22 protein-coding genes are annotated in these 23682 nt (G+C 39.9%); 14 read left to right on the plus strand and 8 right to left on the minus strand.

Features of this window, described 5'->3' with window-relative positions; genetic code table 11:
• Nucleotides 1-307: 307 nt before the first annotated feature.
• The 4 genes from PLF31_00005 to PLF31_00020 are packed head-to-tail and all read left to right on the plus strand — an operon-like array spanning nt 308 to nt 6506.
• On the plus strand, nt 308-2383 hold the full coding sequence (locus PLF31_00005) for a sodium:proton antiporter (protein HRH25845.1): 2076 nt from the start codon (nt 308-310) through the stop codon (nt 2381-2383).
• Between the two features lie 37 nt (nt 2384-2420).
• The gene (locus tag PLF31_00010; protein HRH25846.1) at nt 2421-3980 is read left to right on the plus strand and encodes an NAD(P)/FAD-dependent oxidoreductase; all 1560 of its coding nucleotides are present in this window, start codon (nt 2421-2423) and stop codon (nt 3978-3980) included.
• Nucleotides 3964-5658, plus strand: coding sequence for a hypothetical protein (locus tag PLF31_00015; protein HRH25847.1), 1695 nt, complete (start codon nt 3964-3966; stop codon nt 5656-5658). Before PLF31_00010 ends, PLF31_00015 begins: the two co-directional genes overlap by 17 nt.
• Entirely contained in the window at nt 5655-6506 is an 852-nt protein-coding gene (locus PLF31_00020; protein ID HRH25848.1) for an ROK family protein, read from the plus strand. Before PLF31_00015 ends, PLF31_00020 begins: the two co-directional genes overlap by 4 nt.
• Here the strand turns inward: PLF31_00020 and PLF31_00025 are convergent.
• The gene (locus PLF31_00025) at nt 6480-8117 is read right to left on the minus strand and encodes an alpha-amylase family glycosyl hydrolase (GenBank protein HRH25849.1); all 1638 of its coding nucleotides are present in this window, start codon (nt 8115-8117) and stop codon (nt 6480-6482) included. The two genes, PLF31_00020 and PLF31_00025, sit on opposite strands and share 27 nt — an antisense overlap.
• 29 nt (nt 8118-8146) lie before the next feature.
• On the opposite strand from PLF31_00025, the gene PLF31_00030 reads away from it, so the two are divergent.
• A complete protein-coding gene (locus tag PLF31_00030; protein ID HRH25850.1) occupies nt 8147-8851 on the plus strand; it encodes a glycosyltransferase in 705 nt (234 codons plus the stop codon).
• Here PLF31_00030 and PLF31_00035 read toward each other — a convergent pair.
• From PLF31_00035 to PLF31_00050, 4 genes are read right to left on the minus strand one after another with little or no spacing between them, the layout of a single operon-like run.
• A complete protein-coding gene (locus PLF31_00035) occupies nt 8848-9939 on the minus strand; it encodes a glycosyltransferase family 4 protein (protein ID HRH25851.1) in 1092 nt (363 codons plus the stop codon). The two genes, PLF31_00030 and PLF31_00035, sit on opposite strands and share 4 nt — an antisense overlap.
• Nucleotides 9926-11119: a hypothetical protein gene (locus PLF31_00040; protein ID HRH25852.1), complete on the minus strand. Its 1194-nt coding sequence runs from the start codon at nt 11117-11119 to the stop codon at nt 9926-9928. The genes PLF31_00035 and PLF31_00040 overlap by 14 nt, the downstream gene beginning before the upstream one ends.
• 3 nt (nt 11120-11122) lie before the next feature.
• Nucleotides 11123-12619 (minus strand): glycogen/starch synthase, encoded by a 1497-nt coding sequence (locus tag PLF31_00045; GenBank protein HRH25853.1) that lies wholly within the window; start codon nt 12617-12619, stop codon nt 11123-11125.
• A gap of 41 nt (nt 12620-12660) precedes the next feature.
• Complete coding sequence (locus PLF31_00050; protein ID HRH25854.1) at nt 12661-13293, minus strand: glucose-6-phosphate isomerase family protein; 633 nt, start codon at nt 13291-13293, stop codon at nt 12661-12663.
• 360 nt (nt 13294-13653) lie between these two features.
• Between PLF31_00050 and PLF31_00055 the strand changes: the two genes are divergently transcribed.
• Entirely contained in the window at nt 13654-14931 is a 1278-nt protein-coding gene (locus tag PLF31_00055) for a hypothetical protein (GenBank protein ID HRH25855.1), read from the plus strand.
• 24 nt (nt 14932-14955) lie between these two features.
• On the plus strand, nt 14956-15180 hold the full coding sequence (locus PLF31_00060) for a hypothetical protein (GenBank protein HRH25856.1): 225 nt from the start codon (nt 14956-14958) through the stop codon (nt 15178-15180).
• On the opposite strand, the gene PLF31_00065 is transcribed toward PLF31_00060, so the two are convergent.
• Genes PLF31_00065 through PLF31_00075 form a run of 3 tightly spaced genes read right to left on the minus strand, consistent with a single transcriptional unit; the run spans nt 15177 to nt 17405 of the window.
• Nucleotides 15177-15878, minus strand: a complete 702-nt coding sequence (locus tag PLF31_00065) for an FAD-binding oxidoreductase (GenBank protein ID HRH25857.1) — start codon at nt 15876-15878, stop codon at nt 15177-15179. The genes PLF31_00060 and PLF31_00065 overlap by 4 nt on opposite strands.
• Nucleotides 15875-16495, minus strand: coding sequence for a hypothetical protein (locus tag PLF31_00070; GenBank protein ID HRH25858.1), 621 nt, complete (start codon nt 16493-16495; stop codon nt 15875-15877). Before PLF31_00070 ends, PLF31_00065 begins: the two co-directional genes overlap by 4 nt.
• Nucleotides 16496-16502: 7 nt before the next feature.
• The gene (locus tag PLF31_00075; GenBank protein ID HRH25859.1) at nt 16503-17405 is read right to left on the minus strand and encodes an FAD:protein FMN transferase; all 903 of its coding nucleotides are present in this window, start codon (nt 17403-17405) and stop codon (nt 16503-16505) included.
• A gap of 58 nt (nt 17406-17463) precedes the next feature.
• Between PLF31_00075 and PLF31_00080 the strand changes: the two genes are divergently transcribed.
• The 7 genes from PLF31_00080 (at nt 17464) to PLF31_00110 (ending at nt 23675) form a co-directional block, all read left to right on the plus strand.
• A complete protein-coding gene (locus PLF31_00080) occupies nt 17464-18132 on the plus strand; it encodes a response regulator transcription factor (protein HRH25860.1) in 669 nt (222 codons plus the stop codon).
• Nucleotides 18077-19090, plus strand: coding sequence for an ATP-binding protein (locus PLF31_00085; protein ID HRH25861.1), 1014 nt, complete (start codon nt 18077-18079; stop codon nt 19088-19090). Before PLF31_00080 ends, PLF31_00085 begins: the two co-directional genes overlap by 56 nt.
• Before the next feature lie 42 nt (nt 19091-19132).
• Nucleotides 19133-19303 carry a rubredoxin gene (locus PLF31_00090; protein HRH25862.1) on the plus strand — a complete coding sequence of 57 codons (171 nt, stop codon included), beginning with the start codon at nt 19133-19135 and terminating at the stop codon, nt 19301-19303.
• 6 nt (nt 19304-19309) lie between these two features.
• Complete coding sequence (locus PLF31_00095) at nt 19310-19768, plus strand: hypothetical protein (GenBank protein ID HRH25863.1); 459 nt, start codon at nt 19310-19312, stop codon at nt 19766-19768.
• A gap of 40 nt (nt 19769-19808) precedes the next feature.
• Nucleotides 19809-20909: a redox-regulated ATPase YchF gene (ychF, locus tag PLF31_00100; protein HRH25864.1), complete on the plus strand. Its 1101-nt coding sequence runs from the start codon at nt 19809-19811 to the stop codon at nt 20907-20909.
• 23 nt (nt 20910-20932) lie between these two features.
• Nucleotides 20933-21361: an NUDIX domain-containing protein gene (locus PLF31_00105; protein HRH25865.1), complete on the plus strand. Its 429-nt coding sequence runs from the start codon at nt 20933-20935 to the stop codon at nt 21359-21361.
• Nucleotides 21362-21899: 538 nt separating this feature from the next.
• Nucleotides 21900-23675: a M3 family oligoendopeptidase gene (locus tag PLF31_00110; protein ID HRH25866.1), complete on the plus strand. Its 1776-nt coding sequence runs from the start codon at nt 21900-21902 to the stop codon at nt 23673-23675.
• Nucleotides 23676-23682: the final 7 nt, after the last annotated feature.

Genomic DNA, 23682 nt, shown 5'->3' on the forward strand with positions numbered 1-23682 from the left:
GTCCACAATGTTGACAGTAGGACAGAAAAATATATAGTTAATTTTGGTAAGGTTTGAGATCAGAAAACACCGGCTTAAACGCCGGTGTTTTCGTTTGAAAGAAAATTCATACTCACTTTCATATACTCATCTACGGTATGAAATGGTAACTCATATCGAGGGCACGCTAGTGATCTAGATCTCAAACCTTACCATTTTGGGATTGCGGGTTTGATTCCCGTCGTGTCCACAGTTTATGATAAAAGTGGATATCTTTTTGACACTTTTTAAAATCGTTGTACTATTGCAATTTCGTACGTAAATATTTATGGAAATCTCAATTGAGTCCGTACTCGCGCTTTTTTCGTTCCTCACAGTATCTAGCGGGGTGTATTTATTGTCTCGAAAGATAAAGATCCCGTATTCAGTCTTGCTTGTTATTGCTGGACTTTTGCTTGTTCCACTTTCTCAAATTGGAGCTTTTTCATTTATTAGAGAATTTAGTCTTACGCCTGAACTTCTTTTCTATATCATTCTTCCAATCCTCATCTTTGAGTCTGGGTATGGGATGAATGCTCGAAAGATTTTTGAAAACATCACCTCGATCTCATTACTTTCAATCGTAGGTTTTTTGGTATCAGCTGCTTTGGTTGCTCTTGGAATATGGTGGGTACTTGGGTTGATCGGATATGGAATTCCATTTATGTTCGCACTTCTGTTTGGTGCGCTGATTTCTTCAACGGATCCTGTTGCTGTACTTGCACTATTTAAAGAATACGGCGCTCCACGACGCCTGGCACTTATCTTTGAAGGAGAATCTCTTTTTAATGACGGTACTTCATATGCATTGTTTTTGATTGTACTTGGAGTTGCACTTGAAGGATTTAATGGAAGCCTGTCAATCATTGAAGGAATACTAATGTTTGCAACTATGATTGCTGGTGGTTGCTTGATTGGACTCTTTACAGGGTGGCTCTTTGCAAAGTTGATTGGTTTTGCCCGGGCAAGTGATGCGGTAAGTATTACATTGACAATTGCACTGGCACACTTAACGTTTATCGGAAGTGAGCTCATTTCTTCGCACCTTCATCTCTTTGGTCAGGATATTAAGATTTCGTCCATCATTGCTACATCGGTTGCCTCAATTGTTATGGGTAATTACGGACGATACAAATTGTCACCAAAAATTACTGAATTTGTGGAGCAGTTTTGGGGTCAGTTTGCCTTTCTTGCTAACTCGCTTGTGTTTCTCCTGCTTGGACTTTTGTTTGTTCAAATTGAAATTTCATTGTGGGTATTTATTCTTCCAATTCTTGCTGCGATCGCGGTGGTGATGATTGCACGTTCACTTTCAATATATCCAATTGTCGCGCTTCTTAATGTTATTAAAATTGAAGAGAACATTCCTCGTCCGTGGCAACATTTACTCGCGTGGGGAAGTCTTCGGGGTGCACTCGCGATTACAATGGTGTTGCTCATTCCAGACTCTCTGTATTTTGAAGGATGGCAGTATGCCTTTACTCCAAAAGATTTTCTCTTAGCCCTCACTATTGGCTGTATTTTCTTCACTTTGTTTGTAAAGGCACTAACTATTGGCCCACTCATAAGGCGCCTCAAGATTGACCGTTTTTCGGCCCTAGAAGAGCTTGAGAAGGCAGAAACACTCGTACTTATTTACACGACTGTTTTAAAGCGTATAAAGGGATTGAATGAAAAAGGGTACATTGATGCCGATACATATACTGAGTTAGATACAAAATATACTTTACTCCTCACCGACTCTCTTTCTGAATGTGGAACATTACATAAACACACTGACCCAAGATTATTTGCACGAATTTTACGCCTCTACGCAATTGGAATTGAAAAGTATTTCCTACGCCAATTGTATTCGTACGGTGAAATTAGCGAGCGTGCGATGCGTCGTGTGTCTATTAAACTAGAGTTACAACGAGAACAAGCTGAGCGTGGATCAGAAGAACAAGCAATTCGACTCGCCGACCTTCCGATGGGACTTCAAGTGTTTCATAGAATTCAGGAGAAGTTAGTTCCTGGTGTAGAGATTGGTGAGCGATATATGTACTACCGAGCACAAGCAATCATCGCTCGAAAAGTTGTCAAAGAATTAATGACGCTGTTGGAAAGTGAACACAAGGAAATATTTAACGCTGAGGCAATTAATAAGACGATTGCATTGTATAAAGAGTTTCGTGAAGGTTCACTGGCAAAAATGAATGAGGTATTAGAAGCCAACCCCGAGCTTGTTAAAAAAATCAATAAAGATTTGGCACTTCGAAGTGTACTAACCGTTGAGTCAGTAATGCTCCATAAATTTGCTGACGAGGAGTTCATTACCCCTAAGGTAAATGTCTCATTGCGCGACATGTTTGAGCAGATTTCATAGATAAAAAAAGCCTCTACCACTATGGTACAGTTATACAGTGAAAAAAACGGCCATAATTATAGGCGCAGGACCAGCAGGCCTTACAGCTGCGTATGAACTTCTCCATAGTTCGGCAGATATAACGCCTATCATTATTGAGGCTTCAAATATGGTTGGTGGAATATCCCGAACCGAAGATTATAAGGGTCATAAAATTGATATTGGAGGGCATCGATTCTTTTCAAAATCAGAGAAAGTTCTTTCGTGGTGGAATAATATTTTACCCCTTCAAGCAGTTCACACAATTGATGAAGATATCAGTATTTCATACCAAGGAAAGAAACATACAATCTCACTTCCTGAAATTGGACCCGATCCGGACCTACATGATGAGGTGATGCTCATTAGAAAACGTAAGTCCAGGATATTTTTTGCTGGAAATTTTTTCGATTACCCACTATCACTTTCGTTCGAGACATTGCGAAAGTTAGGATTTGTACGAACTATTCGTGTTGGCTGGAGTTACCTGCTTGCAAAATTGTTTAAGCGAAAAGAAAAAACTCTAGAGGACTTCTTTATCAATAGATTTGGAAAAGAGTTGTACGAAACATTTTTTAAAGAATACACAGAAAAAGTATGGGGTATGAAGTGTACAGAAATTAAACCTGATTGGGGTCACCAGCGTGTAAAGGCATTATCGCTCGGTGCTGCTATTGGTAGTGCACTTCGTTCTTGGTGGCATAAAGTGTTTAGGTTCTATAAAGCAAAGGAAACACACACGAGTCTCATAGAACATTTTATGTACCCAAAGTATGGGCCGGGACATCTATGGGAGACAGTTGCGAAACGGGTAGTTGAAAAAGGTGGACAAATTCATTTTGGAAAAGAAGTGTATGAAATTCATACAGACGGTGATGTGGTCACAGGAGTGAAAGTAAAAGACGCGTCAGGTATAACCGAAACACTACCGGCACAAGTGGTAATTTCATCGATGCCAATTAAACATCTCGTTAAGGCACTTGGAAGTCATGCACCACAAGAAGTACATACAATTGCTTCGGGGTTACCGTACCGAGACTTTTTAACCGTCGGCATTCTGGCTCGAAAAGGTGATACTACAGAAATTCCGGATGATACATGGATGTATGTACAGGAAAAAGGAATGCATGCGGGAAGAGTACAACTCTTTAATAACTGGAGTCCGTATCTCAATCCTCACGACGATAAGATATGGATTGGTGTTGAATATTTTTGTAGAGAAGGAGATTCTCTGTGGAGTATGAATGATGAATCGCTGAGAGAACTTGCAGTGAAAGAATTGGCTCTGATGGGATTAGTTACAGAAGAACATGTATTAGACGGTACAGTAATACGACAACCAAAGGCATATCCTGCATATACGGGAACATATGAGCGATTCGATGAATTACGTACGTATGTTGATACAATAAAAAATCTATATTTAGTGGGTAGAAATGGAATGCATAAGTACAACAACCAAGATCACTCAATGTTAACTGCAATGGCAGCGGTAGAAAACATAGTCTCTGGTAATTCAAACAAAGATCACATTTGGGCAATCAATACTGACCAGGAATATCATGAATCCAGAAGTTAGTTCAAAAACAGGAAAGTTTCACCTCGTCACCGCAATTCTATTATTCTTATTGTATTTCGGCTTGTCATTGAATGTTATACAACCAAAGATCTCTGAAATAGATTTTCATAACATTGATGAGTACCTGCACTCAGCGATTTCTGCAAACATCTTGCGAGACCCGTTTCCACCACAAGTCAGAATAAATGCACTCGATAGCGATGATACCAGGTGGACAGAGAATCAATACTGGCAACACATCCCACCGTTTTATACGTACATTCCTGTCCCGGTATTTCTGCTTGATGGGGAACCCAATGCAGATGCAAGAAGAATTACATATGCTGCATTGCTTGGTATAGGAGGAATGTTGTTTATTTTCATCGTCTGGTTCTATGAGCGGAATCGTTTTTCAACATATGCCGCGGGAATTGCTGCGTGTATATGGATCATTACTCCCTTTACACGAGATTTGATAACTGGACATGCGTTTAATCATTCAGATGTGTTACTCGCTCTGCTTATTATTTGTAGTTTCGGAGCAATACTCTGGTATCAAAAAGATATTCATCAAGAAAGAAAATTATACTCACTCTGGAAAATTTCTCTTATTGCTTTCGTTGTGACCCTGCCGGTAGTTGCAAAAAGTGCCCTTGGAGCAATTCCACTGGCAACATTTGTACTCTTACTTATTCGCGACCACATGCGAATTAACACTCGCGTAATTTGCGGGTTTAGTACTGCTTTTGTACTACTTCTTCTTTCTTACGGTATGTTATTTCTCAGTCACCCGGATACATTTATCAGAGAGATTTGGACACCATTCCTTCACTTTGATAACTACGAAGGGTGGTCACGCCCGTGGCATTATTTCGTAACTGGATACTTACCCGAACAGTATCTTCCGCACGTATGGACACTATATTTTGCTGGACTTGTAACTGGAATTGTATTTTTTGTTCGATTTGGTGATTCGTTTGCTCGGAGAAGAAAACTATTACTCTCGTTTAGTATTTTATGGTTTATGTGGAACCTTGGTGCAATTTCTCTCGTTGAAGCAAAATCTCCAAATTTTATATACCAAACATACCTACTCTCGTTATTCTTTGTAATCTTGTGCGGCGGAATGTTCATTCGGTATATATTCAGAACTATTCAGTTTGAAACAAGGACTGTAACTGCTTCAGCTGCACGTGTGCTCTTAGGAATACTTGTTGTAGTGAATTGTGTTTTGTTTATATCGTTTTTCCATAGAGTTCTCGAAGCAAGAAAGGAGGTACCTGCACACGTTTCCTCTGGTGTACAGTATGACTCACTCGCAAAAAAACTTCGTGGAGATGGAGTGGGACTTCGGGATATTTTCCTCCTCTCGTACTCATACGATGATTGTTACATGAAGTACCATATTATTTTTAAAACCGGTGCGGAGACAAAGACGTTACAGGAAACAAACCTTGTCCAGTTAAAACATGCGCTCAGTGTAGGGCAGTATGATCAAGTACATATTGTGTTTCGTACTGGCAGACCAATTCCACCAGAGTATGAACAATTTAATTCATATACCGATGCGAGCTTTAAAATTATTACATTCCCGAAAGAGACGTTTTCTGATGATATTTCACGATGGATGGACCGTATGAGGCCGGATATTTCATCAGCAGAGCAGTGTATGACGTTGCCTGATACAATACACCCATGATTTTCATGATAGATATTGGGGGTTCAAATATCCGTATGGGCCACTCCCTCGATGGTGAAAAAATTATCGGCGCAGAGATTGGAAACACCCCCCAAACGTATGGAGATATTCTTTCACATCTTGCAAAGGGCGCAGACCGTGTAAAACATGCGTCAGCAACTGCTGTAATTAAAACTGTCGTTGTGGGTATTCCTGGTACCCGTGATACGGAAGGAAACGTTACATCATGTCCGTTTATTTCCTCTCTTGTGGGGAAAAATATTAAGAAGGATGTCTCAGACATTTTTTTGGGTGCTCACGTGTATGTTATTAACGATGCGTATCTTGTTGGACTAGGAGAAGCATTGCACGGAGCAGGGATTGGAAGTTCCGCAAAGACATTTGCATATATGACGATCAGTACAGGCGTAGGTGGTGCATTCATTTCTCTTGATCCATCAAATATCCCTCAATTGATTGACGGTACAACACAGTTTGAACCTGGAAGGCAAATTTTAGATCACTATTCACACCAGACTCTGGAAGAGCTTGTGTCTGGGTCAGCAGTGGAAAAAAAGGTTGGGGCAAAACCACGTTCAATTACTAACGAAGATTTTTGGAGGCATTCTGCAGAAATTACCGCTGTCGGTATCTGGAATATGGTTACCGAGTGGTCACCAGACGTATTTATCATTGGTGGACCAATGGTTGTTAGAAAACCAGGAATTGACTTCGACATGATTGTCTCAGAGGTCAAAAAAATCAATACCACCAATGTTCGATTGCCAGAATTTAAATTGGCAACACTTGAAGACTTTGGAGGGTTATATGGTGGGCTTGCGTTAGCTAAGCTTCAAGATAACGCCTGAGTGAGCTGGAAGGAAGAGTGCGTTGTCTGTGATGGTGCAACCTGGATCTGTTTGAATTGTAACAGAAACTTTCCTTTCTCCAATGATCGTCTCTAGGTTTTCTGTTCCAGCAGTATTCGTAAAATTGAGGTATACAGCATGCGAGTTATCCTCTCCTCGATAATATGCAAGAAAGCCTTCTTGTGCGTCTATAAACGAAATATGAGGCAAGGAGAGTGTACTGTCAGCCCTACGCAATGCGATTAAAGATTTATACAGCGAAAGTAGGGAATTTGGATCAGTTCTCTGATCAGAAACAGTAATATTGTTGAGAGAATCAAGTGAAGGAGTTGGTAGCCATGGGGTTCCCGTACTAAATCCAACGCCACTCTCTTGATTCCATTGCATTGGAGTTCTAGATTCATCTCGATTCCACCCACCGCTTTCAGAGGTGAATCCATCTTTTGCGAGCTCAGGGTATGGGTGTGGCCCAGCAGAGGTATCAACATTTCGCATGCCGATTTCTTCACCGTAATAAATAAAAGGAATACCAGGAAGCGTTAATTGGAACAGTGCAGCAATGCGAATAAATTCTTGTCCGAGGCGATTTGATGCTCGTGGTTGGTCATGATTTCCAAGTACGGTGATGCGGATATTTTTTGGCGATAGGAGAGACTCATATTTCTCAATTGAACTTCGCATTGAGCTTGGATTAAATCGCTCTGTAATCAAAAAGAAGTTAAATGGTGCGTGGTTTTGATACGGCGACATGTCGTAGAGCTTTTTTAAGCCTTCAGGACCTAGATATGTTTCACTGACGATAAATTGGTTTGCTTTGTGGGCTTTTGTTGAGAGCAGAGAAACTGCTTCTTGGAGTGATGGTTGGTCTTTACTATATACATGGAGCAATGCCTCATACGACGCATTTGCAATCACTCCAGGTGATGCTCTGTACCGGGGATTAGCAGGTTCGTCTTTAAAATCTGGATCTTCGTAAATATGGCTTAGTGCATCAAGACGGAATCCGCTGACTCCTTTTCTTGTCCAAAAATCAATAACTTCAGACATTGCTTTAACCACTTCAGGGTTTCTCCAGTTTAAATCAGGTTGTTCGGGTAAGAATTGGTGGAGGTAATATTCACCAGTTGTCTTATCGAGTGTCCACGCTGAGCTTCCTGGAACGCTTGTCCAGTTATTTGGCAAACCTCCCTCATGTGGTTGTTTCCAGATATACCAGTCACGCTTAGGATTATTTTTTGAGCTTCTGGATTCCTTAAACCAAGGATGGTCTGACGATGTGTGGTTTGTCACAAGGTCGATCAATACTTTAATACCTCGTGTGTTTGCTTCTTGTACCAACTCCTCAAAATCTTCCATGGTGCCAAAACGTGGATCAATTCCACAATAATCAGAGATGTCGTATCCGTGATCCTTCATTGGAGAAGGAAAAAAGGGGCAGAGCCATATTCCTGTTACTCCAAGTGAGTCAGGTTTTCCAGCAAGATGGTCAAGGGAGTTAATGATGCCTCGCAAATCACCTATTCCGTCACCGTCTGAGTCTTTAAAGCTTAATGGGTAAATTTGGTATATGATGGCGTCTTGGTACCACGCGGACTCACTGGATGTTTTCATTAGTACAATTATATCTGAATACTAACAATATGCTCTATATTCCTAAAATTTTCCATCACATCTGGCTCGGAAACGCTCCGCTTCCTGAGAAGTTTTCTTTGTGGTTATCACAGTGGGAAGAAATGAATCCTGGGTGGACGGTAATGCGCTGGACTGACCAGAATTTGCCTGAAATCACTAACAGGAAAGAGTTTGACGAGGCTGACCGTATGGCCAAGAAAAGCGATATTTTGCGCTATGAAGTCTGTTTACAATATGGTGGTGTATATATTGACGCTGATTTTGAACCTTTGAAACCAATTGAACCAATTTTAGATGGTGTTCATGCATTTATTGCCGACGAGCATCCAGGTATTCCATGTAACGCACTCATTGGGTGTGAAGCGGGACAACCTTTCTTTAAGGTATTGGTGGATAGGCTTCCAGAATCAATCCGGCACGGAATGGAAACGGGAGGAGACATTGTTGAGCAAACTGGTCCTAAGTTTTTAAAGCGATGTTTAGATGAATATGAGGGTAATGATCAAGTACCTGTTCCGTCAGATGCGCCGGGCGTTTTAGGTAGAAGGGTAGAAATTAGGTCTTCTGATGGTACAAAGTCAGTTCATTTATTTGAATACTCTGTTTTCTATCCATACTATTACACTGAGCCTGAGAAAGAAGATACTGTGTTTCCTGAGGCATTTGGAAAACACCACTGGACTGCCAGTTGGTGGAAAAATGGAGGAATTTAAGCCTTTTTATCTGAAGCGAGTCTTAGGTATAGCGCTTCGTACTCATCAGCCATACGTTTTACATCAAGCTCAGTTTCAGCGTGTAGTCGAGTGGTCTTTCTTGAAATAGTATCAATTTTTGCCATTGCTTTAATAAACTGCTTAAAGGTATCAACGACGAATCCTGTTTCCCCGTCTTTAATAATTTCTGGAGCAGCACCTTTCCTGAATGCAATGACTGGTGTTCCGCACGCCTGTGACTCAGCGAGTGTAAGACCAAACGGCTCATCCCATTGAAGTGGTGCAAGCATCGCCTTTGCGTTTTTATAGAGTTCAACTTTATCTTTAAAGCCAACGGGTCCTACATATTTAATTTTACGAGAAAGGTGTGGCTTGATGTGTTTTTTAAAGAATGCTTCGCACCCGTAATTATTTCCGGCAATAATGAGCTTCGATCCTGTTTCGACTGCTGCTTTTACTGCAATGTGTGCTCCTTTATCTTCATTTACATATCCAATATACAGAAAATAGTCTTTTGGATTTTCTTCATAGGTAAATTGATCAACGGGAATACCGTTTCGGATAACCGTGTAATTTTTAAAGAATGTTTCTTGTGCTGGAAGGAAAGCGTCAGCTTGCTTTTGACTTATTGCAGCGTAATTAATTTTTGAATATTGATCAAAAATATATTTCATCTGGCTCTTATAGGGCTCATTTAAAAGTTTTGGTTTCCAGAATTCATCTCTAATGGCATGGTGAAGCGTCTGGACAACTGGTGTTTTGATAAAGGGAAGAAAAAAATTAAGTGCGGCAGAGTGGGTGTGTATTACATCAAATTTATCAGCCTCTGCAGCGACAAACGATGCATTCCAGATGGCACGAGTTGGTTGATACCAAGACATTTCATCCTGGTTCATGAGTGATTGAGGAATGAGTGAGCGCTTGGTCGCTTTAGTTATTGAGTTGTCTGTTGCGTAGAGTGTTACCTCGTGTCCGCGTCGAACCAGCTCTTCAGTCAACCAGGAAACCATAAATTCCAATCCACTTTGAAATAATGGCGGAACGTCAATATCGAGTCGTGTCAGTTGTGCGATTTTAAGCTTCTTCATTGTCGGTTATTTCATCATTAATTTCTCCGTTTTCTTTTCCGAAACGTTTCCAGTGCTCGTTCCAGACCATTTCAAGTAGTGCGTGATATTCATGCTCAATAGCAGCGTGGGTTTTTACTGGAAGTTTTTTCAGTGTTCGTGCTGCGTTGTTGATACGTTTAACCCCTTTTTCAATCTCGGTTGGGTTCCACGTTAGTGGAGAAAATGGACCGAGTCTTCGTTCGCTTGCCCACCACCATGCGCAACTCGCAAGACCTTTACTGTATTCACGCCTTGCGTCACCAATATGAGGGTCTTTAGTTTTCTTTTCAAGTACGTTGCCAACCGATGTTGCAAAGGCCCATAAACTTTTTCGAACAATACTATCTGGATGATCCCACAATGAATATGGAATTCCGAGAGCTAGTTCTTCTTCGGTTGATTCCCAACTTGCTGGTCTGAGGACTAGAGGCTCTACCTTCTTGTCTCTCATGGAATCGATATACTCCGAAATTAACTGAAAAGCAATTTCTTTGTTGGTAAGTATGTGAGAATAAAAGCCCATATCATCCTTATGCCAATGCCCATAGAGCTCTCCATCGTGGGCAATGATTACTGTTTTGTTTTTAAATTGTGAGAAGTTTTCAGTTACATATTGAGGAGGGAATGTCTTAGAAGTTGTTCGGTCACGAAATACAACTTTGAGGCCAGACGCTGCGTCTTTGTAGGGAGTTTCAGGTGAGACTGATTCTTTGGAGTGAATTTCATCAAGGATTATCCATTCATATCCACGTTCCTTAATGAGTACTGCCATGTTTGCGTCATATGCCATCTCAGGGAAGTAAAATCCTCTAAGTTTTACATCTCCAAAGACGCGCTTTAGAGCTTCTTCTTGAAATGTAATTTGCCTCGAAGCCTCTTCAATAGAGATCTTTGGCATCAGTGGGTGATACATCACACTTCCGACAAGTTCTATTTGGCTACTTTCTACTAACTTTTTAATACGCGAAAGAATTACAGTTTCTTTATATTGTTCGAGTAGTTCAATTAAAGAACCAGAAAGGTTAATGGTGGATTTAAGATGCGGATACTCTTCATGAAGTGCACAGATTCGGTCGTAACTCTCCCGCGAAACAGTTTTAACCACAGTTTCATCCTGTGATGGTGGTTGGTATAGGTGATGAAATTGAATCCACTTCATATATTAAATATCCGAAGAACGTTTTTTAATTCGTAAGGTCTTATAGTACAGGTCAATGTACTTTTGTGCTGGGATGAGCCATGAGTTAGCTTCATTCATATCTGATTTAATAAGTGCATTCCATGCAGAGCGATGTTTAAATGTCTCGGTCGCTCGTGCGATTGCCACAAGCAGTTCACGTGATGAATACCTATCAAACACGAATCCATTTCCAGTTTTTTCTAACGGATCATAATCAGTCACGGTGTCTGCAAGTCCTCCGATGTGGTGAACAATCGGTACACATCCATATCTCATAGCAATTAATTGATTGATGCCACACGGCTCAAATCGTGACGGAAGCAAGAACATATCAGAACCAGCATAGAGTGATGTCTCACGAAGGTTGTCGTATGGAACGATAGTGAATTGTTTTGGAAACTTTTTTGCGATACTGCTAAAGAAGGATTGCATTTCCTTGTCTCCGTCACCCATAATAATCATTTGGATTGGGATACGTACGAGACTCAACATCACGCTCATGATGAGGCGAAAACCCTTTTGTTCCACGATGCGGGACGTCATACAGATGAGCGGGATGCTGTCATCTTGCTCTAATCCGTAGAATTTTTGTAGTGCACGTTTGTTCACCTTCCGTCTACCAAGAGAGCTACTACTATAATGCCTGAAGAGACCAGGGTCTGTAAGTGGATTATACGCATCAAAGTCAATTCCATTTACAATACCGAAGAAAATATTTTGTCTGTTTTTAAGGGTCCTGTGTAGTTCTTGCCCAAAGTCTTTGGTCATGATTTCCGTACGGTACGTTTCAGAGACAGCGTTAATACTGTCTGCGTTTAATATTGCACGCTTTGCAAAGTTGATTCGTTCAAGTGAGGGGTCGTTAAAATGGGGAAGTTGTGAACGGCCAAGGTCGCGCTCCTCAACGGGAATTTCCCACCAGTTGTGACCAAGTTGGTATGTAAGGTTGTGGATGGTAAATACGGTGGCAGTATTTTTCCAGTATGAATCACGGCCGTATCTGCCTTTAAGAAAATATGGAATAAGTCCTGCGTGCCAATCATGACAGTTAATAATGTCAGGATGAATATCTAGGAATTTAAGAAGGTGTAAAGATGCAACATTAAATAACATAAAACGAGCATTCTCACGTTCGTATCCGTACAGTTTCTCTTCTCCACCGAAAAATGTTGAGTTTCGGATGAAATACTTTGCGATTCCATTAAATCCGTTATCGTTTTGGATTGGTTGTGCTACGAGAAAATCTACGTGTTCAAAGTGGTCTTTTGAAACTTCAATAGGTACGTCTTCTGCAATGACATCAAACGTAAATCGATTTGTGTCGATGTGTCGCTCATAAAAAGGAGTGATGGTAAGTACGAAGTGACCTAGGTCGTGTTGTGTTTTTGGGAGGGAACCCAAAACGACACCAAGTCCTCCGCTTTTAGAAAAAGGATGAATTTCCGCTGCTACATGGGCGATAGTGAGCCGTTTTTGCATGTGCAATAGAGCCCACGCTTCAGTTGTCGGAAATCGACAGCCTAGGCATGGGCAATGAATTGATTGAACTCGGTTACACTATCAAAAAAACGCACTTCTGGCAATGTAGTGTAAGTAGAATTTTTTACAAATTCGATAGCGTTTTTCTCGCCTTCAAGTAGATAGTATCCAAAACCTTTTTGGGTTCTGATTGGTTCATAATCAGCATGTGAAGGAGCATCTGCTTCTTTTGAATCAGAATTATTATTTGGAACAGAAACAGGACTATCATCAACTGTAACTAGCCATTCAATACCGGTGTTAATCATGCCGTGACCCCAGAAGGCTGGAATAGAAATTGATTGTCCTTTAGTAAGTTTAACTGCAATAAATGACTCGAGTACGTCATTAGTATTTCCACGCTTTTGCATCACCATTACCCCTTCACCATTAATTACCGTGTATGTTTCGACAAAATCAGTGATGTGGTAGTGACCAAAAGCTTTTATATACTCACCACCAATTGTTCCCGGAACCCATGCGGTGATATTACCGAGCTGGCTTCCACCACGAATCATGTAGTAGTGGGTGTTGGGACCAGTTGCGTCAGGTGCAAAGAGTACCGGTTTCATTTCTTCGTGTGAGCGTTCTGCAGCTCCTGCAATTCCTGTTGGAAATTTTGATTGCGCGTTCATGCAACTATGATAGCATCATATTCCGGACGAGATTTTCAGTAACAAGGAGTTACCGAGTAGTCACGTTCATCATTTCTTTCTGCCCTCCCGGGCAATTTCGAAGGGAGACTCTCTATGAGTCGATCGCCGAAGCATGTAGGTCCGTGTGTTAACAAACGGTCTGGCCCAACGATGGACATTCGTTGTGTGCTCAAGGAAATGTCTGATAAGTCGTGTAACACACGACGTCAGGGATTCTGTAATCGCTCGCGTTCTGTGGCTGTTTCGCGACGGTAATCCACCGCGCTAACACTCCACTCACATTTCAATTCGAGAGGAGACCCCAAAGGTCTCCTCTTTTTATTTGTATATAATGGGCATATGAAGGATTTTGTACTCTATGGAGCAACTGGAGACTTGGCTGTAAAGAAAATTATTCCAGCACTTTTTGAACTATGGAATTCAAAAAGACTTTCCCAGATCTTACGGATATATTTAGTTTCTAGGCGCGACTGGAACTCAGATGATTTTTTACGATTTCTTTTGGATAAAAGTCCAGTACTTGTTTCAGAAGAAAGATTTAAGGATTTTTATTCTTCACTCTGTGAGTATGTTCAAGCTGACGCAGATGAACCTGTACATTTTTGTGAATTTGCACAAAAGTTATCCAAAGCAACAATTTTCTTTTGGTCGGTATCTCCTGACTTGTATGAAGGATTGATCCACAAATTTTCTATTCCACAGTTTGCTCATGTATTTTCTAACCCAGACACCAAGGTACTGGTAGAAAAGCCATTTGGTCACTCTGTGGAAACAGCAGAGCGACTCGAGCAGCTATTTGAGAGTTTAATTACAAAGGATCAGCTCTATAGAATCGATCACTATCTTGCAAAAGCTCAGGCAATTGAACTTGAGAAAATTACCGCTAGTTCAGTATTTAAAGAGTTTGCAGCTCTACATCCAATAGCCTCAATAACTGTTTCACTATTTGAATCTAAAGGAATTGACGATCGTGGAGGATTCTATGACCGAGTCGGTGCACTAAAAGACGTTGGTCAAAACCACGCATTAATGCTTGGAAGTACCGCTGTAGGAGCAATTTCACGAAACACACTTCTCTCGTCGCTTATCCCAGCTACTCCTGGAAAATGGGTATTTGGACAATACGAGGGATATCATCAAGAAAAAGGGGTTCATGGTGAGTCCCGAACAGAAACTTTTTTTGATATCTCAGCTGAGTCTCGTTCTTCGGAAACGGGTTTTGAGTATATTTCTTGGAGATTTATTGGAGGGAAAGCAATTGTCCCTGAAGGGGTATCAGTACATATGATATTTAAAAATATTCCTGGAGTGATCCATATTAGAGTTCAACCAAAGCGATCTGTTTTAATTGATGAGTCTATTCGAACAGAAATGTCGAAAGAACTTCAGGGTATGTTTGATCTGCTACACGCCGAAGACGCTGGAGAAGATGCGTACGTACGAGTAATTCAGGAAGTGTTTGATGAGAACAGCTCTGTATTCCCCTCATTTGATGAAATTTACTCGTCCTGGGTATTTACTGACAAAGTACTAGTGATGAGGAAGGAAAACATCGTTGCTCCTATTGTGTACAGAAAGGGAACAGACCCGGCGACATGGGGAATCGTTGGAAAGTAACAGAAAATAAGCTAGGATTGTCACATGATCAAGAATTTCATAATGAAGCAGATGCTTAAGTCGAAGATGAAGGACGTTCCTCCAGAAATGCAGGATAAGATTATTGGTGCTATGGAAAAGAATCCACAGCTATTTACATCCCTTGCTGCTGAGATTCAGCAGGAAATGAAGAGTGGTAAAGACCAAATGACTGCCGCTATGGCAGTTATGCAGAAACACAAGGACGAACTTCAAGGACTCCTTGGTTAGTGAAATCCCTCAACAAAATAGTTTGAATGGACTGGATTAATTTGCTTAATTTTTTCAATTAGTGTTTCGCATGCAGCTTCTTGGCCGCATGTATATATATCTGCGTTGTTAAAATCCAACCCGTTAATATGGTCTTGAATGTACCCTGTATTTAGTGTTGTTGGTACCTGAGGTTTTGAAATTACATATTCAATTGAAACCGAGTGATTTTTTTTAGCAAGATGATCAAAATATTCTTTATATACGATCTCATTTTCAGTTCTACTGCCAGTTATGATATGCACTTCCTCGGCAGGTTTAGTATTGATGAAGTAATCTGCGAGGGACTTAACAACTCCAGCTCCAATGCCAAAAGCAAAAAGATAAATCTTATTATGCGTCATTTTGTCTGCGGTATTAAGTCCAAGTGGGCCCATCACTTCAACTCGCGTGCCAATAACATTCGTATTCCAAAATATAGGGCTCATTGCTCCTTCTGGGTTTAATCTAACAGCAACAGAAATGGTACGCTGATCTCTTTGAGAAGAGGATATTGAATATGCACGTCTAGTGGTGATGCCGTTAATATTCATAAAAATATTAACAAAGCTACCTGCAATGAATTCAATTGGAGTATCAAGCGTTATTGTTAATTCTTTTGAGGTAACAGTAAGGCTTGTGCAATTGGTTATTATTCCTCCAGTTTTAATTATTTTCATAATGCTTGTGCTCTTAAGTTACGCATTTCTTTATTCTTTACATATGCAAGTACGGTAAGAGTGGTAACTATAAACATTGAAAGCAGCATCCAGTAATCAGTTAGTACAAGGAGTACATACAACGAACTCGCATAGAAATATACGTAGGAAAGTTTTTGTATCTTTTTCCACCATCCACCAAGGACTTTTTTTGATAAGTTGTTTGATGTGACAATCAATATGACAGCAGATACATCAGCCAAGTGAGCGAAGAGTGCAAAATTGGTCATTGACCAATATGGAAATGTGCCGAGAGATGCAATGTAGCCAAACGGGTCAACTATGGTCTTTGAGAGTATGAAAGATACGATGATTGAAGCAGAAAGTACGCCGACTTCTTTTCTAAGGATTACAAGTGGTCGAATCAGTGTTGTGCCACGGAATAAGTCAGCAAGTGGTCGAATGCACATTACAAAAAATACTGCTAGGTGAGAAATGCCATATAGCCAAAGTATTGTTTTGTCCGTGATTAACTCAGGTCTAAAGACAAGTAGGAGAGGCAAAGTTAACATTAGTAGGATTGAAATTCCTAAAAATGCTGTTTGCAGAATTTTTATAGTTCGTAAATAAAGTTTCATAGTGGTTTTAAATATTTCTAACTAACTCACCAGTATTTGTAATTAAGATGTATCCAATATCTTCTGGTTTGAGTATCTGTAATGCCCTATCCTTTTCAATTGATAAAAGTACTTTGGCAAAAGCTTCTGCTTTTCCACCATCTGGGTGAATTACGCTAGAGGACACAATCGCTGTTTCTGGATTTTTTATGCCGGAGATGTCTAAGATATGGTTTGTTTGCACACCATCGCTTTTCCAAATTCTTTTGTATGTTCCGCTAGTTGCTAATGCGCTGTTAAAAATTGGAATGGTGGTATCGTCACTTTGAGTAATTGGGTTATAAATATCAAAAAGAAATGTTTCTCCATTGCTATCTTTCCCTTCGGTATATAAGTCCCCTCCAATGTTTACAATTGCTCCAGTTATGTGTGGAGAGCTTGTCATAATTTGTTTGCACAATAATTCTGCTAGGTATCCTTTAAGAAATCCACCAAAATCCAATTGTTGTCCATCTTGTAGTACAACCTTATGATTTTTGGAGTCAATTAAGGTTGAAGAAAAATCAATATTATATTCTTCTAGATTTTCATTCAGTAATTGAGCACTATCTTCTATTTCAGAAAAATCTTTTGTATATCCAAATCGTTTAATTTGCACTAATGGATTAAAAATTCCCCCTGTGAGTACAAATAGTGTGTATGATTTTTCTATTACATCCATGAATTCATTGGAGACAATCATGTCTTTTTCTTCGTTTATTCTTGAAAGTTCGCTTTGTGGGATGAAACGGGAAAACCTTGATTCATATTCATGTATAGAATCAATTGCATTTTTTGAAGCAGCATCGGCTGCAGGGAAATAATCTGAAATTATTGCAATAGAAAATTCTGTTCCCATCGCTTTACCTGAAAATTCATATTCTTTTTTCATGGGGTGACAGTATCAAGTGAAAATGAATCTTAGATGAATAAGGCGTATACTCTTCGGTATGAGGATTCTTCTAGTTGAAGATAATGAAAAATTAGCCAAATACACCAAGCAAATGCTTGAGGAAGAGGGATATGCTGTTGATCAGGTAGGAGATGGAAAGACGGGAGAGCGAATGGCTCGCTCTGGCTCACATGACCTGGTTATTTTAGATGTAATGCTTCCAGAAAAAGATGGGATGGATGTCTGTAAAAGTTTACGAGAGGATAATATCAATCTACCTGTAATTATGATTACAGCTAAAGGTGAGATTGAGGATCGTGTAGAGGGGTTAGATAGTGGTGCCGATGATTACCTGGTGAAGCCGTTTGATATGAAGGAATTGATTGCTCGGACTCGTGCTTTATTGCGTAGGCCACAGAAAGCGTTTGTTGATAAGTTGGAGGTGCAAGACATTGTGTTAGACAGTAATACGCACATAGTCACAAAACACGGGAAACCCCTCTCTCTAACAATGAAAGAGTACTCCATTTTGGAATACCTCATGAGAAATTCAGGAATGGTTGTTACAAGAGAGTTGCTCCTTGAACATTGCTGGGACTTTGCATATAGTGCATTTAGTAATATTACTGATGTGTATATCAAACAGCTTCGAAAAAAGCTGAAAGATGACAATGAAACATATATTGAAACAATCAGAGGTGTCGGTTACAAATTCAAAACAGAGTGAATTTAGGGCGGCAGTATTCCGCTTGACCGCATTTTATAGCGCAGGAGTATTTTTTATACTCGTTGTATTTAGTGTTTTGGTTTATGGACTGTTCGTCAAAAACGTAAATGAAGATGTACGAGAAGATCGAGAAAACGGTATGGAAGAAACTGAATTTCACGAAGAGGCAGCAGAGAATCTTTTTAATATATTACTTTTCTCTGACTTGGTTCTTTCAATACTAACTGTTATTGTGTCATACACACTTTCGAAGAAAACCCTTGAGCCACTTGAAAAGGCACATATAAAACAAAAAAGATTTGTGGCTGATGTTGCACATGAACTTCGCACACCACTGGCAGTATTAAAAGCTGGGTCAGAGGTGTTACTTTCACAAGATAGAAGTGTTGACGATTATAAACGATTTACAGAGGAATCGTTGGAAGAAACTGAAAGATTAATTGCTCTGTCAAATGATCTATTGTTTCTTGCCCAGGATGTACGTACCACAACTCATGTACATAGTAAGGTTTCACTTTCGGATATTTGTATTAAAACTATACAGTTGCTGAAGTCGTACGGAGAAAGTAAAAATATCACTATTGAAGAACATGTTTCTGTAAATGTGTCTGTAATAGGTAGTGCAGATGATTTAGTGAGGTTGCTATTGAATCTGGTTAAAAATGCTATTGATTACAATAAGCCAAAGGGTAATATTATTGTCTCTCTCAATAAAAAGGGTGGTAATGCAATATTAACGGTTAAAGATACGGGTATCGGGATACCACAAAAGGATATTGGTAATATTTTTAATCGGTTTTATAAAGTTGATACAGCAAGAAGCCACACTGGAGTTGTTGGAGCTGGATTGGGTTTGTCTATTGTAAAAACCATAGTTGAACAGCATGATGGTGAAATAACTGTTACGAGCACTAGTGGAGAAGGATCATCTTTTGAGGTGCAATTGCCGCTGGCATAAAGTATTCATCTAATTTTCATACTATATATATATGATGCCAGTATGGCTCAATATATATGTTTAGATTGTGGTTGGATTTACGACGAAGCAAGGGGGTTTCCTGAACGTGGAATTCCACCTGGAACAAAATGGGAAGATCTTCCCGATGATTTTAAGTGTGCAGAGTGCGATGTACGAAAAAGCGATACGCACATGTGGCAAAAACTTGAATAAAAATATATGAAAAAAGATATAAAAAATGTGTTGGTAACGTTTATGCTTGTTGGTTTGATGCTCGTTGGAGGAATTATCTTACACAATAGAAAAATATTGGCTGAAGAAGCTCTAATTAGTAAGCAGTTAATACAAAAGCAGATTGAGATTGCTCAAGAACACGAGTTATATGAGAAACAGCGTGAAGAACAAGAAAAGGCTGCTCGTGCAGAAGAAGAGCGTCTTGAGCAAGAACAAAAGTTGGTCCTTGCCCAAAAAGCAACAGATGAAAAACAAAAGAAAGCTGCAGAGGCTCAATTTAAGATGCAGCAAGCAGCGCTAGCACAAAAACAGGCTCAAGAAGCTGCTGCACATGCAAATCAACAGGCACAGGCACAAGCGTTGGCGCAACAAAAAGCAGCAGAACAGCAGGTACAGAAGGTTGCACAGCAAAAAAAGGCGAGTAGAAAATCTAGAGCAAGCTAACTTTCATTTATGGAAACATTAATGTTAGTATCAACAATCTATGGCAAAGTTATCGATCGGTATTGTTGGGCTTCCAAATGTTGGTAAATCAACGCTCTTTAATGCACTTACAAAGAAGAGTGTGCTAGCAGCGAACTATCCGTTTGCAACCATTGATCCATCGGTGGGTGTCGTTGAGGTACCTGATGAACGACTACATAAATTAGCTAGATTTTCTAGTTCGGTTAAAGCAATTCCAGCTGCGGTTGAATTCGTAGATATCGCTGGTCTCGTTAAAGGGGCCTCTGAAGGTGAGGGACTTGGTAACCAATTCCTACAAAACATTCGTGAGACGGATGCAATTGCACAGGTAGTACGTATCTTTGAAGACGATAATATCATCCACGTTGATGGAAAGATTGATCCACTTAAAGACATTGAAGTAATTAACCTTGAGCTTATCCTCGCAGACCTCCAAACAGTATCAAAGCGAAAAAACAATATCCAACGTGAAGTTAAGCGTGGAGACAAGGATGCAATCGTTGAAGAAGGATTAATTACAAAATTAATTGCTGCGTTTGAAGCAGGAAACCCTGCACGGACAGTGCACATGGATGAAAAAGAGGCTTTGGCTGTAAAAAATCTCCATCTCCTTACCATGAAGCCCATTCTCTATGTGTTGAATAAAAAAGGTGGAGGAAAGAATCTTGATGAGGTAAATGACGAGCGTTACGTAGCGCTTATAGATTTTATTAAAAAATCAGGTGCGGGATATGTCCTAGTAGATGCTCGCATCGAAGAAGAGCTAAAGGATATGGAAGGTGACGAGAAAGAAATGTTTCGTACTGAGTTAGGAGGTAAAGATGATGGAATTAATAACTTAATTCGTGAAGGATACGAACTCCTTGGACTCATTACGTATTTCACTACCGGAGAAACTGAAACTCGTGCTTGGACGATTATAAAAGGTTGGACAGCGCCCCTTGCTGGGACAGCAATTCACACTGACTTCAAAGACAAATTTGTTCGTGCAGAAGTTGTCTATTGGAAAGATCTACTTGATTCTGGCTCATATGGAAAAGCTCGTGAACAAGGTCTAGTTCGTACCGAAGGAAAAGAGTATGTGGTGAAGGATGGGGATGTGATTGAGTTTAAGATCTAGGAAAATTCTGATACAATATTTCCATGGAAAAAACTTATCCAAAAATCGGAGTCAATGTATTTGTACTCAAAAATGGAAAGCTTTTACTAGGAAAGCGTATTGGAAAGACTGGATATGGAACTTGGTGCCTACCTGGGGGTCACTTCGAATGGGGTGAATCACTTGCAGGTGCTGCAGCAAGAGAGTTGGAGGAAGAGACAAGTATAAAGTCCAACGATCTTCAGTTTCTACATCTAGTTAATGAACCTAGAAAAGATACTCATTATGTCCATATAGATTTTTTTGCAAAAAATTGGGAAGGTGAACCTAAGGTTACTGAACCAGAAAAATTTGCAGAATGGAATTGGTTTGATTTAAATAATCTACCAGATCCAATCTTTGCTGGACATCAAAAACTCATACCCGCTTTCATTCAAAAAATTACTTTCCAGGACAATAATCAGCAAAAGTAAGGAATTGGAAGATGGTGGTGTGATAGAGTTTAGGATTTAGACAAAAAAACACCCCTCGAAACCGAAGTTTCGAGGGGGTTGTCCACGGGCACCCTTGTGGGCTGGGACTGCCGAAAATCTTGATCAACTGATCAAGGATTAGTATAGCATATCCATGATATCTGTCAAGTAGAAGATGTCGGTATCATAGTGTTTAAAATTTTGATAGTAAAAAACCGCAAGAATGTGTCAGGGCGGTGTGTACAAGTCGTTCACTTGTCGCTACTAGACCCCTGACTCTTGCGGTAACCTTCTCATGTCATCTCTAAGCGGATAGCCGGTTAGAGAAATAGAAAGATTGGTCAGTCTCTCTAAGAGTGATCAAATTATATAATACTTTCTAAAGAAAAACCGTTCTCGGTGTGTGACGTTCACACTACCGAGAACGGTGGAGGGAGAGAAAATGCGCCATGCGAACCTGTCTAAATGTAACGATAGCAGTTACTAAGTAATATTCAACATGGCATGTGCATAACTCAATGTAGTACACTTGGAATGTATGAAAACTAAACAGAAAAATATCACTTGGAACCTGTCACTTCTATATAAAGATCTCAATGATCCACAGATTGAGAAAGACATTCAAGTTGCAGAAAAAGTATATGCAACATTTGCACAAAAATATTCTGAAAACACAACATACCTGACCGAAGAATCAGAACTTCTTTCCGCGCTCACTGATTACGAAACACTATATGGAGAACTCGATACTGAAAAACCAATTAGATATTTCATGTATCGCACACACCTCAATAGTGCTGATGTAGAAGCTGAAGCAAAATTAACTGCACTTTCTCAAAGGTATAGTGAACTTTCAAATAAAATACTATTTTTCCCAATAGCACTTTCAAGAATTTCAAAAGATAAGCAGGAGGTGTTTCTTAAAAGTGAATCACTAAAGAAATTTACATATTTTTTACAGCAAATTTTTGATCATGCGAAATATGTTCTTTCTGAGCCAGAAGAAAAGATTTTAAACCTAAAAAATCTTCCTGCACATGAATTGTGGGTTCGGGGTAACGAAAAACTATTAGGTAAACAAGAAATTAAGTGGAAAGGAAAGAAAATGCCCCTTACAGAAGCGGGTGGAATCCTTTCGTCACTTCCTACAAAAGATCGACATACACTAGGTGCTTTGATTAGTACTCAACTTAAATCCTTATCAGACTTTGCAGAAAGTGAATTAAATGCAGTCGTAACTGACAAAAAGATTGAAGATCAGCTTCGTGGATATGAAAAACCATATTCAGCTACCATTCTAGGTTATCAAAACGAGCCAGAGACTGTAGAGAGGCTTGTTCAAACAGTTACAAAGCATTTTCCCATTGCCCACCGGTTTTATGCAGTAAAAGCAAAAATGCTTGGACTTAAGAAGCTTACATACGCAGATCGTAGTGCCCAGGTTGCAATGAAAGGTGTAAAAAAGCGCGCTATTCCGTTTGATGAGGCGGTAGAAATTGTAAAAGCTGGGCTTGGAAAAGTTGGAAATGAATATGAAAAAACGTTTCATGAATTTCTAGTCAACGGTCAAATCGATGTCTTTCCAAGAAAAGGAAAGCACGGGGGTGCATATTGCTCTTCAGGACGGAACATGCCGACATTTGTACTTTTAAACCATGTTCCTGACTTTAATTCGGTCACTACAATGGCGCATGAAATGGGTCACGCACTCCATTCAAAGTTTTCTTCTGAAAATCAACCTGCATTATATGAAGACTATTCAACTGCAACTGCAGAAGTGGCTAGTACCTTCTTTGAAAACTTTGCGTTTGACCAGGTGTTCCCAACACTTTCAAAAAAGGAACAGATTTTTGCACTCCATGACAGAATCCAAGGGTCTATCTCTACAGTATTTAGGCAGATTGCCTGCTTTAACTTTGAAGTAGAGCTCCATGAACAGATTAGAGCAAAGGGAAGCCTGTCAAAAGAGGAGATTGCAGTGTTATTAAACAAACACATGTCCTCGTATCTCGGACCCAAGGTTTCTTTAACCGAAGATGACGGGTATTTCTTTGTATTCTGGTCACACCTGCGAAATTTCTTCTATGTATACTCATATGCATTTGGAGAAATCATTTCTACGGCACTCTATGAAATGTTCATGAGTGGAAAAATTAATGAATCTACAATCAGACAATTTCTTTCTGCAGGATCAAATGCGTCCCCGGAAGACATTTTTGCAGCAGCGGGAATTAATGTTCGAGATGATTTATTCTTTGAAGAAGGACTCAAGAAAATAGAGCGGGATATAGCCAAGCTTGAGGAATTGCTGTAGCATTTCT

Source organism: Candidatus Paceibacterota bacterium (assembly GCA_035438625.1).
Classification (GTDB): domain Bacteria; phylum Patescibacteriota; class Minisyncoccia; order Phycocordibacterales; family DAORIS01; genus DAORIS01.